Origin of the sequence: Mycolicibacterium sp. MU0050 (assembly GCF_963378085.1) — a bacterium.
Classification (GTDB): Bacteria; Actinomycetota; Actinomycetes; order Mycobacteriales; family Mycobacteriaceae; genus Mycobacterium; species Mycobacterium wendilense.
The window spans coordinates 456,266-476,080 of sequence record NZ_OY726395.1 but is presented as its reverse complement, the minus strand read 5'-3'; the positions used below and the strand labels follow the sequence as shown (position 1 = coordinate 476,080).

Sequence of the window (19,815 nt, the reverse complement as noted above, 5' to 3'; positions counted from 1 at the left end):
ACCTCAGCCGAGATTATTGTGTGAATCTCCATTTATCCCCCAATGTTCTTCAGCAGACTCGCCGGTTACGCCTGTGCCGGATCCAGGGCCTACCAGTGCTCCCGTGAGCCGCTGGTCGCGTGGGTGGTCGGTCCTCTGAGCCGCGGCCCCAAGATGCCTCCGCGTCATTCGTGCCCCTCAGGAACCAAAGTCGACGGGACCTGTCAGCGCTCATGACGGATCACTGGCTTCCGCTGTCATGGCCACCAGCACTCGACGCAGCCGGTCGATCAACCGTCGGGCACTCGCCTCGTCGTAAACGTCGGTGCGGTACTCGACCGTCCCCCCGATTCCGGCCGGTTCTCCATCCTGGGTCCACCGCTCGCCGAGAGCGAAGGTCAGGTCCACGCGTGCCGTGCGGGTGTGAGCTGGCAACGGCGTGGCTTTCACGTCACCCAAAGTCAAACCGGCGGCCGTGTCCCCGCTGTGCTGCCACGGCAGGTTCTGCCAGGACAGGATCACCTGAACCAGCGGATGGTGGCTCAGGTTGCGGACAGGATTGAGCCGCTCCACCAGTACCTCGAAGGGCACGTCCTGGTTCTCGAACGCCGCCAAACCACGTCGGCGCACCTGATCGAGCAGTTCAGCGATGGTGGGATCGCCGCTGAAGTCGACCCGAAGAACCAGCGTGTTGACGAAGAACCCGACCAGTCCCTCCAAGGCCGGATCATTGCGCCCAGCAGTCGTGACTCCCACGGCCACATCAGAAGAACCGCTCAATCGCGACAGCAGCAACGCCAGGGCCGCCTGCATCACCATGAAGGTAGTTGCGTTGTTCGCCCGGGCCAGTCGGGCCACCTGCTCCTGCAGCTCGGCTGGCCATTCCACGGCCACGCTGGCGCCTCGGTAGTCGGCCACCGGTGGGTAGGGACGATCCTTGGGCAGCTCGAGTCGTTCGGGAAGGCCGGCCAACGCGTCCTCCCAGTAGGACAACTGTGCGGCGATCGGGCTTTTCGCGTCGCTCACTTCGCCCAAGTATTCGCGCTGCCACAACGCGTAGTCGACATACTGGACCGGCAGGGGTTGCCATTCGGGCCGCTGTCCGTGGCTTCGTTGGGCGTAGGCCACACCGAGGTCGGCGACCAACGGTGCCACCGACCAGCCGTCAGCGGCGATGTGGTGCACCACCGCCACGAGCAGGTGCTGGTCGTCTGCAACACGGAAAAGGACTGCTTTCAAAGGGATCTCGAATGTGAGGTCGAAGCTGTGTCGGGCCACCTCGCCGGCAGCCAGTTCTAGTCTGTCTGCCGTCCAATCGATGGCATCGACGGTGCACCAACCGAGATCGACCTGATCGACCGGTAGCACCACCTGCACCGGAATTCCGTCCGCGGTCGCGAACACCGTCCGCAGGCTCTCGTGCCGTTCAACCACATCGGCCAACGACCTGCCGAGTGCGTCCGCGTCAAGGTCGCCCTCCAACCGGAGTGCGGTGGCGATGTTGTAGATCGGCGTGGGGCCCTGCAGCTGCTCGAAAAACCACAGGCGTTGTTGCGCGAACGAGAGTGGAATGTTTTGCGGTCGTGGCATCCTGCGCAGTTGCGGGCGGGCCACGCTGCCCTGCACACGGTCGAGATGATCAGCGAGTGGACCGACGGTGGGTACGTCGAACAGGACGCGCACCGGGACTTCTCGCCCGAGGGCAACCTGCAGACGAGCGGTGACCCTAATCGCAATCAGCGAATCCCCGCCCAGAACAAAGAAATCGTCGTCCACGCCGACCTGGTCTAGACCGAGGACTTCGGCGAACACGCCTGCGACCACCTTCTCGGTGGAGGTTTGCGGAGCCCGGAAGTCCTTGGGGCCGAACACCGGCGCGGGCAGTGCCCGCCGATCGATCTTCCCTGAGGAGGTCAGTGGGAACTCGTCAAGCACCACGAAGTGGCTCGGCACCATGTATTCCGGCAACCGTTCGGTAACCCACTGTCGCACTTCGCCCAGTTTGCTGTTGGCGTGAGGCGCGTTGGCACAGGTACTGCGCTTTCTGACCGCGCCCGTGGGCCGATAGAGGTCGGTGAACAGGGTCGACTTCGACCCGAGGGTGTCGGCGAGGTAGATCGCGTCCAAAGTCCCCGGCTGCGCTCCCCAAGTGACTGCAACCCGATACCCGTTCTCTGCAGCGAGACGGTACAGCTGCTCCGGTGTGGCGGCGCTTTCCGCCGCAGCGGCACCGTGGGCCTGCGCCTCGGGCAACGACAGCCCTTGCGCCAACGCCTGCTCGACCGCGACATCGGAAATCACCCCCGCCCGGGGAATCCCGACGATGCGTATCGACCCTGGCCTGCATGACCTCAACTCACTGTTCACTCCGCTCAGCCCAGCGGAGTAATCCCACGTCAGGGTCGGCACGCTGGCAAGCGAGCGCACCTGGACGGGTCCCTTGTGCAGGATCACGTCATAGCGGTACCTGGTCAATTCATTGTCGCTTTCACCACGCTTGACCTGGATATCCACCGCCGACACCGACGGATGCTCGTCCGCCAGGGTGGTAAAGAACTCGGGAGCCAAGAGCAGTTCGGGCTCAACCAGCATGGCGTGCTGGACGCGGCGCCGAATATCGTCGGCGTCGGTCACGCCGGCCCGCGCCAGCGCTATACCCGTCTGGAAAGCGGACTGCAGACTGTGGTTGCGCACATCCCCGATGAACAGCGCACCGCCAGGAGCCAACAGATCGACAGCCTTTTCGATGACCTCGGCTAGGTAGTCCCCGCTGGGGAAGTACTGGATCACCGAGTTGACGATGATGGTGTCGAAGTAACCCGGAGGGAACCCATCCGTCACGTCAGCCGGTTGCGCCCACAGCCGAACGTGTTCCCCCCAGGGCTGTCCGGCCACCGTGGCCTTCAACTTGCGGATTGTGGGGACCGAGAAGTCGGTGCCCCAGTACTCCTGGCTCTGCGGGGCGACTTGCGCCAGCACCAGCCCCGATCCGACACCGATCTCCAGAACTCGTCGCGGCCGTAGCGAGAGGATCCTCGCCACGGTAGCCGACCGCCACTCCTGCATCTGGGGCAGCGGAATGGGTTCGCTTGTGTAACTGCTGTTCCACCCACGGAAATCACTTCCGAAATTGGCGTTGTCGTCGAGTTCGACGTCGTACAACTCGTCGTAGATCTGCTGCCACTGGTCGACGGCGTCTGCCTTTTGGTCTGCGGTGGCGGTGCGGTCCAGCGTCACGTATGCGATAAGGTGGTCTGCGGTCTCACCATGATGTACCGCCACTGCGGCCCGACCGACATGCGGTGAGGCCAGCAGAGTGTTCTCGATCTCGCCCAGCTCCAGTCGCTGACCGCGCAGTTTCACCTGCTCATCGGCCCGTCCCAGATACTCGAGTTGTCCGTCGGCACCCCAGCGCACCAGGTCTCCGCTGCGATACATCCGGGACCCGCTCTGGTTGAACAAGTTGGCGACGAAACGATCTGCGGTCAGGTCGGGACGACCGACATAGCCTCGGGCCACCCCAGGACCGCCCAGATAGAGCTCGCCCACCACCCCGACTGGAACCGGGTTGAGCCGGGCATCGAGTACGAAAGCGCTCACGCCCCCAACCGGCGTCCCGATGCCGACCGGGCGTGACGGGGCGACGCGACTCCATGTGACCCAAATGGTGGCTTCCGTGGGTCCGTAGGCGTTGAACATCCGCCTACCCGGTGCCCAGGCGGTAACCAGTTCCGCCGGGCACGCCTCACCGCCGGTGATCAGGGTGCCTAACCTGTCAGCGAGCCGCCCGCGTTCCAAGGTCGCCAATACAGTCGGGGTCAACAGTCCGGCGTCAACCTGCTGCGACTGCAGAAGGGCCGTAAGTGCATCTCCTGCATAGCAGTCAGGGGGCGCCACGACCAATGTCGCGCCCGACGCCACCGCGAGCAGCCACTCGAACACCGAGGCGTCGAAGGTGGGTGCGGCGACCATCAGGACACGTGAGCGGGGCTGGAGGCCGTACACTCTGCGGTGTGCCTCGGCCTGCCCCAGCAGACCTGCATGCGTCACCGCTACCCCCTTGGGAGTACCGGTCGAACCGGACGTGAAGATCACGTATGCCGCGTCGTCGACCATTAGCGGCGCCAATCGGTGGGCATCGGTGACAGGCTCACTACTGAACGCCGACATGTCCCGCTGATCGACCCGCACCACCGGCTGGTCGCCGGCACCGTCCGCTGCGCCGATTCCGGAGGTCAAGATGCACACGGCCTCGGCCACGCGCAATACCGCGGCAGTGCGTTCGGCGGGATGCCCCATATCGACCGGCACATACACGCCGCCTGCTTTGAGGACCGCCCACCAGGCCAACACCAGCTCAGCAGAGCGCGCCATCGCCACGCCTACAGCTCGCTCCGGACCCACACCGATGTTTATCAGCTTTCGCGCCAACCGATTCGACGCCTCGTCCAGGTCGCGATAGGTCCACTCGCGATTCCCGTCGATGACCGCCAACGCATCGGGGTCGGCGACGACCGCCGATTCCAGCAGTTCGGTTGCCAATCCCAGCGGTGCAGATACCTCAGCACCAGACCAACTGCGCAGCAATTGATTTCGCTCATCAATGTCTATCAGCGGGACCTCACCAACGATCGACGTTGAGTCCTCGACCACCGTGGCGATCATCCGACCCAACCAATCCACCAAGCGCTCGATCGTGGACTGGTCGTAGAGGTCTGTCGCGTATGTCACCACGCCGGCGCACATCAGTGCGCCCGTTTCGTCGGCGACCTCCCGCAGATCGACGTCGAGATCAAATTTGGCGGTGTTGGTGACCATCGAGAGGGGTTCGATGGTCGTACGGTCGAGCCCCACCGCGGGGTGGACGTTATTCTGGAACACGAGCGCGATCTGGAACAGGGGGTGGTGGGAGCCCGACCGGGACGGATTGAGCTGTTCCACGAGAACCTCGAACGGCACATCCTGGTTGCCGTACGCGTCGAGTGCTTTGTGCCGCACTTCATCGAGCACGTCGACGAATCGCTGATTCGAGTTAACCCCTACCCGCAGCACCCACGTGTTGACGAAGAAGCCCACCAAGTCCTCTAACGCCGGGTCCATCCGTCCGGCGATCGGTGCGCCCAGCACCACGTCGTTGCCGACCCCGACCCGGTGCATTACGACCGCCACCGCCGCCTGTAACACCATCGACACCGTGGCATCATTGGCGGCAGCCAATTCCTTGACCCCCAACCAGGTCTGAGCATCGATTCGGATTTCGACTCCTTCGCCGCGATAGCTGGGCACTGCTGGCCGCGGGCGGTCCGTCGGCAAGGTCACCACCTCCGGTAGCCCCGCCAACTCCCGCCGCCAGTACGCCAACTGGCCGGCGATTCGGCTATCGGGATTGGTCAGGTCGCCCAGATTTTCACGCTGCCACAACGTGTAGTCGGCATACTGCACCGGCAGTGGCGCCCATGAGGGGACTTGGCCCTGCCGGCGGTCCGTGTACGCGGTTGCCACGTCGCGGACCATGGGTGCCATTGACCAGCCATCGAATGCGATGTGGTGCAGCACGATTCCCAAGATGTACTGGCGTGGACCGACTTTGTAGATCTGCGCACGAACCGGAACGTCGGCGGACAGATCAAAACGGTAGCTGGCGAGGGTTGCCAGTTCGGCAGCCACATCCTGCTCGGAAATCGACACCACTGCCATATCACAATGCCGCCACAGCCCAGGCCGCGCGGGTAACACCTTCTGCAGCGCAACGCCGTCGACGTCGGGGAAGACGGTACGCAATGACTCATGCCGGGTGATGACGTCGTCGAGTGCCTCCTTGAGCACTTCGACGTCCAGGGATCCGGTGATTCGGAAGGCGATGGGCATGTTGTAGGTCGCCACCGCATTCTCGAAACGGTTGAGGAACCACAACCGTTGCTGCGCATAGGACAGCGGGACGACCGCGGGCCGTTTCATCGGTATCAGCGGAATACGTCCTCCGGCGGTGGTGCCGGCGCGCGGTGCGAGTTGAGCCACGGTGGGGGCGTCGAAGAGCGTTCGCACTCCCAGGTCGGTGTCCAGGGCGGCGTTGACCGCGCTGATCAGGCGCATGGCTGATAGTGAGTCGCCGCCGAGGTCGAAGAAGGAGTCGTCGACGCCGACGCGGTCGAGCCCGAGGACTTGGGCGTAGATTTCGGCCAGGATTTCCTCGACCGCAGTGCTCGGGGCCCGGTACTGGTCGGCGTCGGCGTACTCCGGTGCCGGTAGCGCCCGCTTGTCGAGTTTGCCGTTGACCGTCAACGGCAGCGCCTCGAGCACCACGATCGCCGCGGGCACCATATACGCCGGCAACCGCTGCGAAAGCGCGGCGCGGCCCGCGACCGGATCAACCATGCCCGCAAGCCCCTCGGTGACGTACCCGACGAGGCGCTTATCACCCGGGCGGTCCTCCCGAACGATCACCGTCGCCTGACTGACCCCATCCAATTCTGCTAGCGCGGCTTGGATTTCGCCGAGCTCGATGCGATAACCACGGATCTTGACCTGCTCATCGGCCCGCCCCAAATACAGCAGTTGCCCATCGGGGGCCCAACGCACCAGATCCCCGGTCCGATACATCCGCTGCCCCGCAGCACCGAACGGACACGCCACGAACCGCGACCCGGTCAACCCCGCCCGGCGCACATACCCCACACCGACACCACGACCGGCCACATACAACTCACCGACCACACCCACCGGCACCGGCCGCAACCACACGTCCAGCACGAACAACGCCGCCCCCGGCACCGGCGACCCGATCGGCACCACACCCGCACCAGCCTGCAGCGGCGCACTGATCGCCGCATACACCGTGGTCTCGGTCGGACCGTAACCATTGATCATCACCCGACCCGGCGCCCACCGATCCACCACCTCCACCGGACACGGCTCAGCAGCGACCATCAACGCCGTCGACTCCAACCCCTGCGGTGAGAGCACCCCCACCGCCGACGGAGTCTGACTGAGCACCGAGACGCCTTCGGCGGTCAACAACTCCTGCAACTCATCCGGGGCACGGGTCACCGACTCCGGCACCACCACCAACCGGCCCCCGTGCAGCAGAGCACCCCAGATCTCCCACACCGAATAGTCGAACGCCAACGACGAACACTGCGACCACACCTGATCCGGCCCCAGCTCGACACCGACGTCCATGCCGTCGAACAACCGGGTTACGTTCGCATGAGTGACCGCCATCCCCTTCGGGATGCCCGTGGTGCCCGAGGTGTAAATGATGTGCGCGACATCATCAGCAGCCACCGCCACCGACACCGCCGTGCTGGGCTGACCGTCGATACGGGGATCACCCACATCGACGGTCAGCACTGCACATCCGGCCAGCCGATCAGCCAACCCGGACGACACCAACACCACCACCGGCGCCGCATCAGCAACCATGAACTGCACACGCGCCTGCGGATGCCCCGGATCAATCGGCAGATACGCCGCACCGGACTTGAGCACCCCAAGAATCGCAACGATCGCCTCCGCCGAGCGCTCCAACAACAACCCCACACACTGCCCCGGGCCCGCACCACACTCGATCAGAAAGTGCGCCACCCGATTCGACGCCTCATCCAACTCCCGATACGACACCGACGACCCACCGAACCGCACCCCCACCAACTCCGGAGACCGCGCCACCTGCCCCGCGAACCGGACCGGAAGCGACGACCCCACCACCGACGACAACAACACCGCCCGACCGCCGAACCGATCAAGCCGCTCCCGCTCCACCCCATCAACCAAACCCACCGACGACAACAACCGCAACGGATCCTCAGTCATCGCCACCAACACCAACCGCAACCGCTCGATCAGCGTCTCAACGCTGGCAACGTCGTAGACATCAGTCCGGAACTCCACCACCCCTTCGATCCCCGCCGGCTCACCACCGTCAAAGCGCTCCGCCAACGAAAACACCAAATCCATCCGCGCAGTCAAAGTGTCGGTGGCCAGCGGGGTAGCCCGCGCCTCACCGAGCACCAACCCGTTGGCCGGGTCGCCGGCGAAGTTCTGCCAAGACAACATGACCTGCACCAGCGGGTGATGCGTCAGCGAGCGACTCGGATTGAGCCGCTCCACCAACACCTCAAACGGCACATCCTGATGCTCATACGCCGCCAAGCCCCGCTGACGCACCTGGTCCAATAGTTCGGACACAGTGGGATCACCAGAGGCATCTACCCGCAACACCAAGGTGTTGACAAAGAAACCCACCAGGTTGTCCAGCGCAGGGTCTGCACGCCCGGCAGTCGCAAAGCCCAGCGCCACATCGGAACTGGCGGCGAGCTTGGAGAGCAGTATCGCCAGCGCCGCCTGAATCACCATGAAGTTGGTGGCGTGATTGGCGCGGGCGAGTGCGGTGATCTGCCGGTGCAGCTCAGCCGACCACTGGACCGACACGCTCGCACCGCGGTAATCCGCCACCGGCGGATACGGCCGATCCGTCGGCAACTCCAACCGCTCCGGCAACCCCGCCAACGCCTGCTCCCAGTAGCCCAGTTGCACGGCGATGCGGCTCGCGTCGTCCGCCAGGTCTCCGAGCTGTTCACGCTGCCAAAGCGTGTAATCGACATACTGGACGGGCAACGGAGTCCAGTCCGGGGTTCGGCCCGCGCACCGGGCAGCGTAGGCGACGCTGAGATCAGCCATCAGCGGATTGATGGACCATCCGTCCGCAGCGATGTGGTGCACCACCGCCACCAACACATGCTCGTTCGCGGACAGGCGGAAAAGTGTTGCCCACAGCGGTATCTCGGTCGTCATATCCACACTTCGGCGCGCTACCTCGCCGACGGCTTCCTCCAATTGCGCGGTCGACCACTGCGTAGCGTCCACCCTCTGCCACCCGACATCGACGTGCTCGATCGGTAACACCACCTGCTGGGGCACACCATCGCTTGCGACGAAGACGGTGCGCAGGCACTCGTGCCGGCCCACCACGTCTGTCAACGCCTGACCCAACGCCTCGCCGTCAAGGACCCCGCTCAGGCGCAGCGCCACCGCCATGTTGTAGATCGGTGAAGGCCCCTGCAACTGCTCCAGGAACCAGAGTCGTTGTTGGGCGTATGACAATGGGATGTGTTGTGGGCGGGTCATCGGGACCAGGGGTGCGCGGCGACCGCTGCCGGCCCCGGCGCGCGGTGCGAGTTGAGCCACGGTGGGGGCGTCGAAGAGCGTTCGCACTCCCAGGTCGGTGTCCAGGGCGGCGTTGACCGCGCTGATCAGGCGCATGGCTGATAGTGAGTCGCCGCCGAGGTCGAAGAACGAGTCGTCGACGCCGACGCGGTCCAGGCCGAGGACCTGGGCGTAGATTCCGGCCAGGATTTCCTCGACCGCAGTGCTCGGGGCCCGGTACTGGTCGGCGTCGGCGTACTCCGGTGCCGGCAACGCCCGCTTGTCGAGTTTGCCGTTGACCGTCAACGGCAGCGCCTCGAGCACCACGATCGCCGCGGGCACCATATAGTCCGGGAACCGCTGCGCCAGCGCCGCCCGGATCGCAGCCGGGTCCACTGCCCCGGTCACGTACCCGACGAGGCGCTTATCACCCGGGCGGTCCTCCCGAACGATCACCGCCGCCTGACTGACCCCATCCAATTCTGCTAGCGCGGCTTGGATTTCGCCGAGCTCGATGCGATAACCACGGATCTTGACCTGCTCATCCACACGCCCCAAATACAGCAGTTGCCCATCGGGGGCCCAACGCACCAAATCCCCAGTCCGATACATCCGCTGCCCCGCAGCACCGAACGGACACGCCACAAACCGCGACCCGGTCAACCCCGCCCGGCGCACATACCCCACACCCACACCACGACCGGCCACATACAACTCACCGACCACACCCACCGGCACCGGCCGCAACCACACGTCCAACACGAACAACGCCGCCCCCGGCACCGGCGACCCGATCGGCACCACACCCGCACCAGCCTGCAGCGGCGCACTGATCGCCGCATACACCGTGGTCTCGGTCGGACCGTAACCATTGATCATCACCCGACCCGGCGCCCACCGATCCACCACCTCCACCGGACACGGCTCAGCAGCGACCATCAACGCCGTCGACTCCAACCCCTGCGGTGAGAGCACCCCCACCGCCGACGGAGTCTGACTGAGCACCGAGACGCCTTCGGCGGTCAACAACTCCTGCAACTCATCAGGAGCCCGCGTCACCGACTCCGGCACCACCACCAACCGGCCCCCGTGCAGCAGAGCACCCCAGATCTCCCACACCGAATAGTCGAACGCCAACGACGAACACTGCGACCACACCTGATCCGGCCCCAGCTCGACACCGACATCCATACCGTCGAACAACCGCGTCACATTCCCATGAGTGACCGCCACCCCCTTCGGGGTACCCGTGGTACCCGAGGTGTAAATGATGTGCGCGACATCATCAGCAGCCACCGCCACCGACACCGCCGTGCTGGGCTGACCGTCGATACGGGGATCACCCACATCGACGGTCAGCACTGCACATCCGGCCAGCCGATCAGCCAACCCGGACGACACCAACACCACCACCGGCGCCGCATCAGCAACCATGAACTGCACACGCGCCTGCGGATGCCCCGGATCAATCGGCAGATACGCCGCACCGGACTTGAGCACCCCCAAAATCGCAACGATCGCCTCCGCCGAGCGCTCCAACAACAACCCCACACACCGCCCCGGCCCCGCACCACACTCGATCAGAAAGTGCGCCACCCGATTCGACGCCTCATCCAACTCCCGATACGACACCGACGACCCACCGAACCGCACCCCCACCAACTCCGGAGACCGCGCCACCTGCCCCGCGAACCGGACCGGAAGCGACGACCCCACCACCGACGACAACAACACCGCCCGACCGCCGAACCGATCAAGCCGCTCCCGCTCCACCCCATCAACCAAACCCACCGACGACAACAACCGCAACGGATCCTCAGTCATCGCCACCAACACCAACCGCAACCGCTCGATCAGCGTCTCAACGCTGGCAACGTCGTAGACATCAGTCCGGAACTCCACCACCCCTTCGATCCCCGCCGGCTCACCACCGTCAAAGCGCTCCGCCAACGAAAACACCAAATCCATCCGCGCAGTCAAAGTCTCCGCCGGAATCGGGATCGCCTGCACGGCACCCAATCTGAGCCCCGCGGCAGGTCCACTACTACGCCAGGGCAGGTTCTGCCAGGTCAGCATGACCTGCACCAGCGGGTGATGCGTCAGGGAGCGAACCGGATTGAGCCGCTCCACCAACACCTCGAACGGCACCTCCTGATACTCGAACGCCTCCAGACCACGTTGACGCACCCGGGTCAGTACCTCGGCGACGGTGGGGTCGCCGGCCATATCGACCCGCAGCACCAAGGTGTTGACGAAGAAACCGACCAGATCATCGAGAGCGGAATCGCCACGGCCAGCCGTGGCAAGACCGAGGGCCACGTCGGTGCTGCCGCTCAGCTTCGACAGCAGCACCGCCAAGGCCGCCTGCACCACCATCGAGCTCGTCGTGTTGTGCTCCCTCGCCAGCCGCGCCACCCGCTGTTGCAACTCCGCCGGCCACTCGACAGCGACGCTGTCGCCGCGGTAGTCGGCGACCGGCGGGTACGGCCGATCGGTCGGCAACTCCAGCCGCTCCGGCAACCCCGCCAGGGCCTGCTCCCAATAGGCGAGGTGTCCGGAGATCACGCTGTCCGGATCCTTCTCATCGCCCAGCCAATCTCGCTGCCACAGCGTGTAATCGGCGTACTGCACCGGCAACGGCGCCCACCGCGGCGATGCGCCCGCGGCACGGGCCGCGTAGGCCACGCTCAGATCTGTCACCAAGGGCGTTACCGACCACCCGTCGGCGGCGATGTGATGCACCACCGCAACCAATACGTGCTCGTCGACACCGACCCGGAACAGCGCGGCCCGCATGGGTGTCTCACGGGCAAGGTCGAAGCTGTACTGAGCCACCGCGGCCACCGCCTCGTCCAGCTGCTCCGCCGACCATTGCTCCGCGTCGATGACACGCCATCCGATGTTCGCAAGCTCTACGGGCAGCACCATCTGCCGGGGGATGCCGTCGGTTGCAACGAATACCGTGCGCAAGCTTTCGTGGCGACCGATCACATCGGCCAGCGCGTGCCCCAATGCGTGCACATCCAGGCGTCCCACCAGACGCAGCGCCACCGCCATGTTGTAGATGGGCGAGGGACCCTGCAGTTGATCCAGGAACCACAGCCGCTGTTGGGCGAACGACAGCGGAACCTGTTCCGGGCGAGCCATTTCCCGCAGCGGGGCGCGGACCACGCCGCCCTGCTGTTGGTCCAGGCAGTCGGCGAGTCCGCCGACAGTCGGCGTATCGAACAGGTACCGCACCGGTACCTCCGCACCCAACGCCGTCTGCAGCCGTGTACTCACCCGGATGGCGATCAGGGAATCGCCGCCGGAGTCGAAGAAGTCGTCGTCGAGCCCCACCCGGTCCAGGGCGAGTACCTCGGCGAACACCTCGGCGACGGTCTTCTCGGTCGGCGTCTGCGGCGGCCGGAATGCCTTGGCAGTGACGATCGGCGCCGGTAGCGACTTCCGGTCGATCTTTCCCGAGGAGGTCAACGGGAAGTCGTCCAACACCACGAGGTGGGTCGGCACCATGTAGTCGGGCAGCCGCTCGCTCAGCTGCCGCCGGACCGCACTGACCTTGGTATTGGTGTGCGGATCGTTGGCGTACCTATCGGGGCTACGGAGATCGCGCGGGCACAGGTAGGTATCGACCATTGCCGGCGCCGCCCCGCCGGCGGCGGTGAACACCGCGTCCAACGTGCCGGGGTGCGCCCCCCAGGTGACCGCTACCCGGTACCCGAGTTGCTCGCCGAGCCGGTGCAGTTGTTCGGCGGTGACGGCACCGTGGGGACCCGCGCCGGCCTCGCCGCGGTCCTGCGCATCGGAGAGGCGCGCGCCCTCGGCCAGGGCCTGCTCGAGGTGGACATCGGCGACGACGCCGGCGCGGGGGATTTCGGTGATGCGCACCGTCACGGGGCGATCCGAAACCAGCTGCGTGGAAAGACCATCGAGTCCGGCGCAACTGGTCCAGGTGCGCTGCGGCACTTGCGCCAGGGAGCGCACCTCGGCAGGACCCTTGTGGACGGTGACGTCATACCGGTAGCGGGTGAGCTCGTTGTCGGCGTCCCCGCGCTTGACCTGGATGTCCACTCCGGCCACCGAGGGGCATCCCGTCGCCCACGCCGCAAAGAACTCCGGCGCCAGCAACAATTCGGCTTCACCGAGGATCGCGCGCTGCACCCGTTGCCGGATCTCGTCGGCGTCGGTGTCACCGCCCTCGTTGCGGGCCACCGCGATGCCGGTCTGAAAGGCGCCCTGCAGAGCGTGGTTGCGCACGTCGCCGATGAACAGCGCCCCACCTGGCGCCAACAGTTCGACGGCGGCGTCCAACACCTCGGCCAGATACCCGGCGCTCGGAAAGTACTGCACGACGGAGTTGACGATGATGGTGTCGAAGTAGCTGTGCGGCAGCGGATCGGTGACGTGGGCGGGCTGCGCCCACAGCCGCACCCGGTCTCCCCACGGCTGGCCAGCGACCGCGGCGCGCAGGGTGTGGATGGTGGGCGCCGAGAAGTCGGTCCCCCAGTACTCCTCGCTCGCCGGAGCGACCTGAGACAAGACCAGGCCCGAGCCGACGCCGATCTCCAGCACCCGCCGGGGCCGCAGCGCCAGGATGCGGTCCACCGCCGCCGAACGCCATTCCTGCATCTCCGCAAGCGGGATGGGCGTCCCGGTGTAGCTGCTGTTCCACCCTCGGAAGTCGCTACCGAAGTCGGTGACCTCCAGGTCGGCGTCGTACAGCTCGTCGTAGATGTGCTGCCACTGGTCGACCACCTCGGCATCGTGGTCGAAGCCGTCGTCGTGGGTCAGCGAGATGTAGCCGACCAGGTGCGCGGTGCCGGTGTTGCTGCGGTGTACCGCGGCGGCGGCCCGGGTGACCTGTGGGCAGGCCAGCAAGGTGTTCTCGATCTCACCGAGTTCGAGTCGTTGTCCCCGGAGCTTGATCTGGGCGTCGGCGCGCCCCTGATACGAGAGCGCACCCTCGGTGGTCCAACGCACCAGATCTCCGGTGCGATACATCCGCTCCCCCGCGCCGCCGAAGGGATTGGCCACAAACCGATCCGCGGTCAGATCCGGCCGGCCCGCATAACCACGGGCGAGTCCGGGGCCGGACAGATACAACTCCCCGACGACCCCGACGGGCACGGGCCTCATCCCCGCGTCGAGGACCATCGCACGCACACCGGGGATCGGGGCCCCGATGCCCACCGGCCGGTCTTCCCGCAAAGCACTCCAGGTGGCCCAGATGCTGACCTCGGTGGGTCCGTAGGCGTTGAACATCCGTCGGCCCGGCGCCCAGGCGGCGACCAGTTCCGCCGGGCACGCTTCCCCACCGGTGACCAGCGTGCTCAGTTGCCGGACCCGGACGCGGTCGAGCGTTGCCAGCACCGTCGGGGTCAACAACGCCGCGTCGACCCGTTGGTCCTGCAACAGCGCGGTCAGCGCCTCCCCCGCGTAAGAGTCGGGCGACGCGACCACCAGGGCGGCACCGGAGGCCACGGCCCATAACCACTCGAAAACCGATGCGTCGAAGGTGGGCGCGGCCACCATCAGCACGCGGCCGTCCGCACCCACCTCGAACAGGTCGCGGTGGGCGGCGGCGACTCCCCACAGTCCGGCGTGGGTGACTGCCACCCCCTTGGGGAGGCCGGTCGAACCGGACGTGAAGATCACGTAGGCCACATTGTCGATCGTCAGCGGCGCAAGCCGTTCGGCGTCGGTGATCGGTGCCGCACTGCGCGTCGACAGATCCAACTCGTCGATCCGCAGTACCGGCCGCGCCGCGACGCCCACCGGATCGGCGCCGGTTGTCAGGACGCACACAGCCCCGGCGGTGTCGAGGACCGTCGCGATCCGGGCTTCGGGATGAGTCCGGTCCACCGGCACGTAGACGCCGCCGGCTTTCAGCACCGCCCACCACGCCAGCACCAGCTCGGCGGACCGGTTCATTGCTACGCCCACGGCCCGCTCCGGGCCCACCCCGGCGTCTATGAGGCTGCGTGCCAGGCGATTTGAGGCCTCGTCCAACTCGCGGTACGACCACGACCGTTCGCCGTCGACGACCGCCACGGCGTCCGGGTGAGCGGCGGCCGCCGTGGTCAGCAATTCTGGGGCGAGGCCCGTCGGCGCGTCGATCTCGGCGCCAGACCACCTCTCCAACAACGTCTCTCGCTCGTCGGGCCCGAGCAGGCTCAGATCACTCACCCGCACCGTCGCGTCGGCGACCACCGACTCGACCACCCGACCGAACCAGGTCACCAACCGTTCGATGGTGTCCCGGTCGAACAGATCCGTGGCATAGGTCACCACGCCGGCACACATGGGCTCGCCCGCGTCCCTGGTCGGCATCTCGCGCAGCGCGAAGGCCGCCGTGGAGTCGTCGGTGAGGACCTCCCGGAGCTGGATGTCCAGGTCGAACTTGGCGGTCTGAGTGCCCACAGCAACTGATTCGACGCCGGCCCCGTCGAGCACCACCTCGGGCCGCACGTTGTTCTGATAGACCATGGCCACCTGGAACAACGGGTGATGCGAGGCGGAGCGCGCCGGGTTGAGCCGCTCGACCAACAGCTCGAAGGGCACATCCTGGTTGGCGTAGGCGTCCAGTGCCTTGCGGCGCACCTGGTCGAGCACATCGCTGAACCGCTGCTGCGAGTCGACGTTCACCCGCAGTACCCAGGTGTTGACGAAGAATCCGACCAGATCGTCGAGCGCGGCATCCAGTCGCCCGGCGATGGGCGCTCCCAGCGCCAGGTCGTCGCCGACGCCCGCGCGATGCATCACCACCGCCATCACGGCCTGCAACACCATCGAGGCCGTCGCGTTGTGTGCCGCAGCCACTGCTTTGAGGCTCGACCAGGTCTGCGGATCGATGCTCAGTCCCACCTCGTCGCCGCGGTACGTGGGCACCGGCGGGCGGGGCCGATCCGTCGGCAGCGACACCACTTCCGGCAGATCCGCCAACTCCTGTCGCCAGTACGCCAGCTGGGCCGAGATCGCACTGTCGGGGTCGGTCTCGGAGCCCAGCCAAGCCTGCTGCCACAGTGTGTAATCGACGTACTGCACCGGCAACGGGGTCCAGTCCGGCGCCCGGTGTTCGCATCGGCTGGCGTACGCGACGCCGACGTCGCGCACCATCGGCGCCAGCGACCATCCGTCGAAGGCGATGTGGTGCATCACGATGCCCAGCACGTAACGGTCGGGGCCGACCTCGAGAATCCGGGCGCGGATCGGGATCTCGGACGACAACTCGAACCGGTACTCGGCCAGCGCCGTCAGCTCGGCAGCCACGTCGCCCTCCCGCACCCGCTTCACCACCGGTCCCTCGCAGCGCCACATGCCGGCCTCGGCGGGCAGCACCTTCTGCCATGGCACCCCGTCCACGTCGGGGAAGATGGTGCGCAGCGCCTCATGGCGGGCGATCACGTCATCGAGTGCCGCCGCCAACGCCTCCACGTCGAGCGTTCCGTCGATCCGGAACGCGGTCGGCATGTTGTAGGTGGCGACCCCGCCTTCGAACCGGTTGAGGAACCAGAGTCGGCTCTGGGCGTAGGACAGCGGCACCAGGTCAGGCCGCACGCCCGCCACCAACGGCGCTCTGACGTCGGCATCTTCGCCGATCCGGGCGGCCAACTCGGCGACGGTCGGCGCGTCGAACAAGGTGCGTACGGTCAGCCCGGCGTCGAGGCTGGTGTTCACCGCGCTGATCAGGCGCATGGCCGATAGTGAGTCGCCGCCGAGGTCGAAGAAGGAGTCATCGACGCCGACGCGGTCGAGCCCGAGGACCTGGGCGTAGATTCCGGTCAGGATTTCCTCGACCGCAGTGCTCGGGGCCCGGTAGTGGTCGGCGTCGGCGTACTCCGGGGCGGGTAAGGCCCGCTTGTCGAGTTTGCCGTTGACCGTCAACGGCAGCGCCTCGAGTACCACGATCGCTGCGGGCACCATGTAGTCCGGGAACCGCTCGGCCAGCCGGGCGCGGATCGCAGCCGGTTCGGCCTCCCCGGTCACGTACCCGACGAGGCGCTTGTTGCCGGGCTGATCCTCCCGGACGATCACCGTCGCTTGTTCGACCCCGTCCAATTCTGATAGCGCAGACTGGATTTCGCCGAGTTCGATGCGGTAACCACGGATCTTGACCTGCTCATCCGCCCGCCCCAGATACAGCAGTTGCCCATCGGGGGCCCAACGCACCAGATCCCCCGTCCGATACATCCGCTGCCCCGCAGCCCCGAACGGACACGCCACAAACCGCGACCCGGTCAACCCCGCCCGACGCACATACCCCACACCCACACCACGGCCGGCCACATACAACTCACCAACCACACCCACCGGCACCGGCCGCAACCACACATCCAGGACGAACAACGCCGCCCCCGGCACCGGCGACCCGATCGGCACCACACCCGCACCGGCCTGCAGCGGCGCACTGATCGCCGCGTACACCGTGGTCTCCGTCGGACCGTAACCATTGATCATCACCCGACCCGGCGCCCACCGATCCACCACCTCAGCCGGACACGGCTCAGCAGCGACCATCAACGCCGTCGACTCCAATCCCTGCGGTGAGAGCACCCCCACCGCCGACGGCGTCTGACTGAGCACAGTGACCTGCTCGGCGGTCAACAGCTCCTGCAACTCATCAGGAGCACGGGTCACCGACTCCGGCACCACCACCAACCGGCCCCCGTGCAGCAGAGCACCCCAGATCTCCCACACCGAATAGTCGAACGCCAACGACGAACACTGCGACCACACCTGATCCGGCCCCAGCTCGATACCGACATCCATGCCGTCGAACAACCGCGTCACATTCCCATGGGTGACCGCCACCCCCTTCGGGGTGCCGGTGGTGCCCGAGGTGTAGATGATGTGGGCGACATCATCAGCAGCCACCGCCACCGACACCGCCGTGCTGGGCTGACCGTCGATGCGGGGATCACCCACATCGACGGTCAGCACTGCACATCCGGCCAGCCGATCAGCCAACCCGGACGAGACCAACACCACCACCGGCGCCGCATCAGCAACCATGAACTGCACCCGCGCCTGCGGATGCGCCGGATCAATCGGCAGATACGCCGCCCCGGTCTTGAGCACCCCCAAAATCGCGACGATCGCCTGCGCCGAGCGCTCCAACAACAACCCCACACACCGCCCAGGGCCTGCACCGCGATCGATCAGAAAGTGCGCCAACCGATTCGACGCCTCATCCAACTCCCGATACGACACCGACAACCCACCGAACCGCACCCCCACCAACTCCGAAGACCGCGCAACCTGAGCTTCGAACCGGGCCGGAAGCGACGACTCCACCACCGACGACGACAACACCGCCCGACGACCAAACCCATCAAGCCGCTCCTGCTCCACCCCATCGATCAGACCCACCGACGACAACGACCGCCGCGGATCCTCAGTCATCGCCAGCAGTACCCGCGTCAGACGATCAACGAGATCGGTGGTCTCCAGGTTGGGAAAGGTCGGACTGCTCCCCGTCGTGCTGAGCAGGAGTTGGTCATCGACAGCGGAGAAGACCAGTCCGAGCCCGCCCACAGCGCCGACGTTGATCAACGACGCTGTCGCCGGTAGGCCACCGAACTCCAACTGGAAGGTACCGGGTAGAAAGTTGACGCTCACCCGGTTGGCAAGCTGCCCGACTCCGCGGGCGCGGAGCTGACGCTCTAGCGCGTTTACGGGAAACCGCTGGTGCTGCAAAGCTTCCCGAATCTTCGCGTCGACATGTGCGCAGAACTCCGCGACGGAGGACTCCGGCTCCGCGCGTAACACCAGCGGCACCACCCCCGCCACCATCCCGGGTAGTGTCTTCGACTCCGGCAGCACCCGGCGGGACACCGGGAGGTCGAGGACCACCTCGCAGCTGTCCGCGTCCCAGCCGCGGACCAACAGCGCACACGCCGCGGTGATGACCGACGATCGCGACATTCGCCAACCTTGGGCGCACTCCTCGACGCGACCGAGGGTTTCCGGATCCAGCGGCAGCGCATCGGTCGGCCACGCCGGCCCGCGCTCGGCGGCCGTCGCGGCGGACGCGTAGCCGCGCCCATTCTCGTGGGGCAGGTGTTCTCGCCAATAGGACTCGTCCACCAGGTAGTCGGCGGACTCTTCATACGCCCGTTCACAGTCCACGAGGTCGGCCAACGACCCGAACAGCGCGGGCGGGATGGGCGCGCCGGTCACGGTCGCCGAGTACACCGACGCGATCCGCTGTCCCACCAGCGCAATACCGGTCCCGTCCAAGACGAGGTGGTGACAGGCGCCGAACAGATAGCACTCGCCGGGACCCGTCTGAAACAACGCAAACCTGAACAATGGCCCGTCCAACGGCATCGGCGCGCGCTGGATGGATGTGGCCATCTCGCGCACGGCCTGTTCCGGGTCGGGCGAACCAGTCAGGTCGTGGAATGGCAGCTCGAAATCCGAGTAGTCGAGCGGCTTTTGGAATACCTGCCCCTCCACCTCCGCGAATGCCGCGCGAACCGGTTCGGCCTCGCGCAGCACCCGCCGGATCGCCCATTCGAGAACGTCATGCTCCACCAGGCCCTCGATCCTGGCGAGCAGGCCGAGTTGCCACTCGGCACCAAGGTGCACCGCATGCTCCGCCAGCCATATGTCGAGCTGTGCGCGAGTTGCAGGCAGTAACCGATCATCAAGCTGCATTGGTTTCCCCCACCGCAGATGTAGTGCCCCAGC

At 66.1% G+C, this 19,815-nt stretch carries 1 pseudogene; it reads right to left on the bottom strand.

The features are described from left to right. Window positions 1-228: 228 nt before the first annotated feature. A pseudogene (locus R2K23_RS02280) lies at window positions 229-19,782 on the bottom strand (amino acid adenylation domain-containing protein); the annotation flags it as partial. Between the last annotated feature and the right edge of the window lie 33 nt (window positions 19,783-19,815).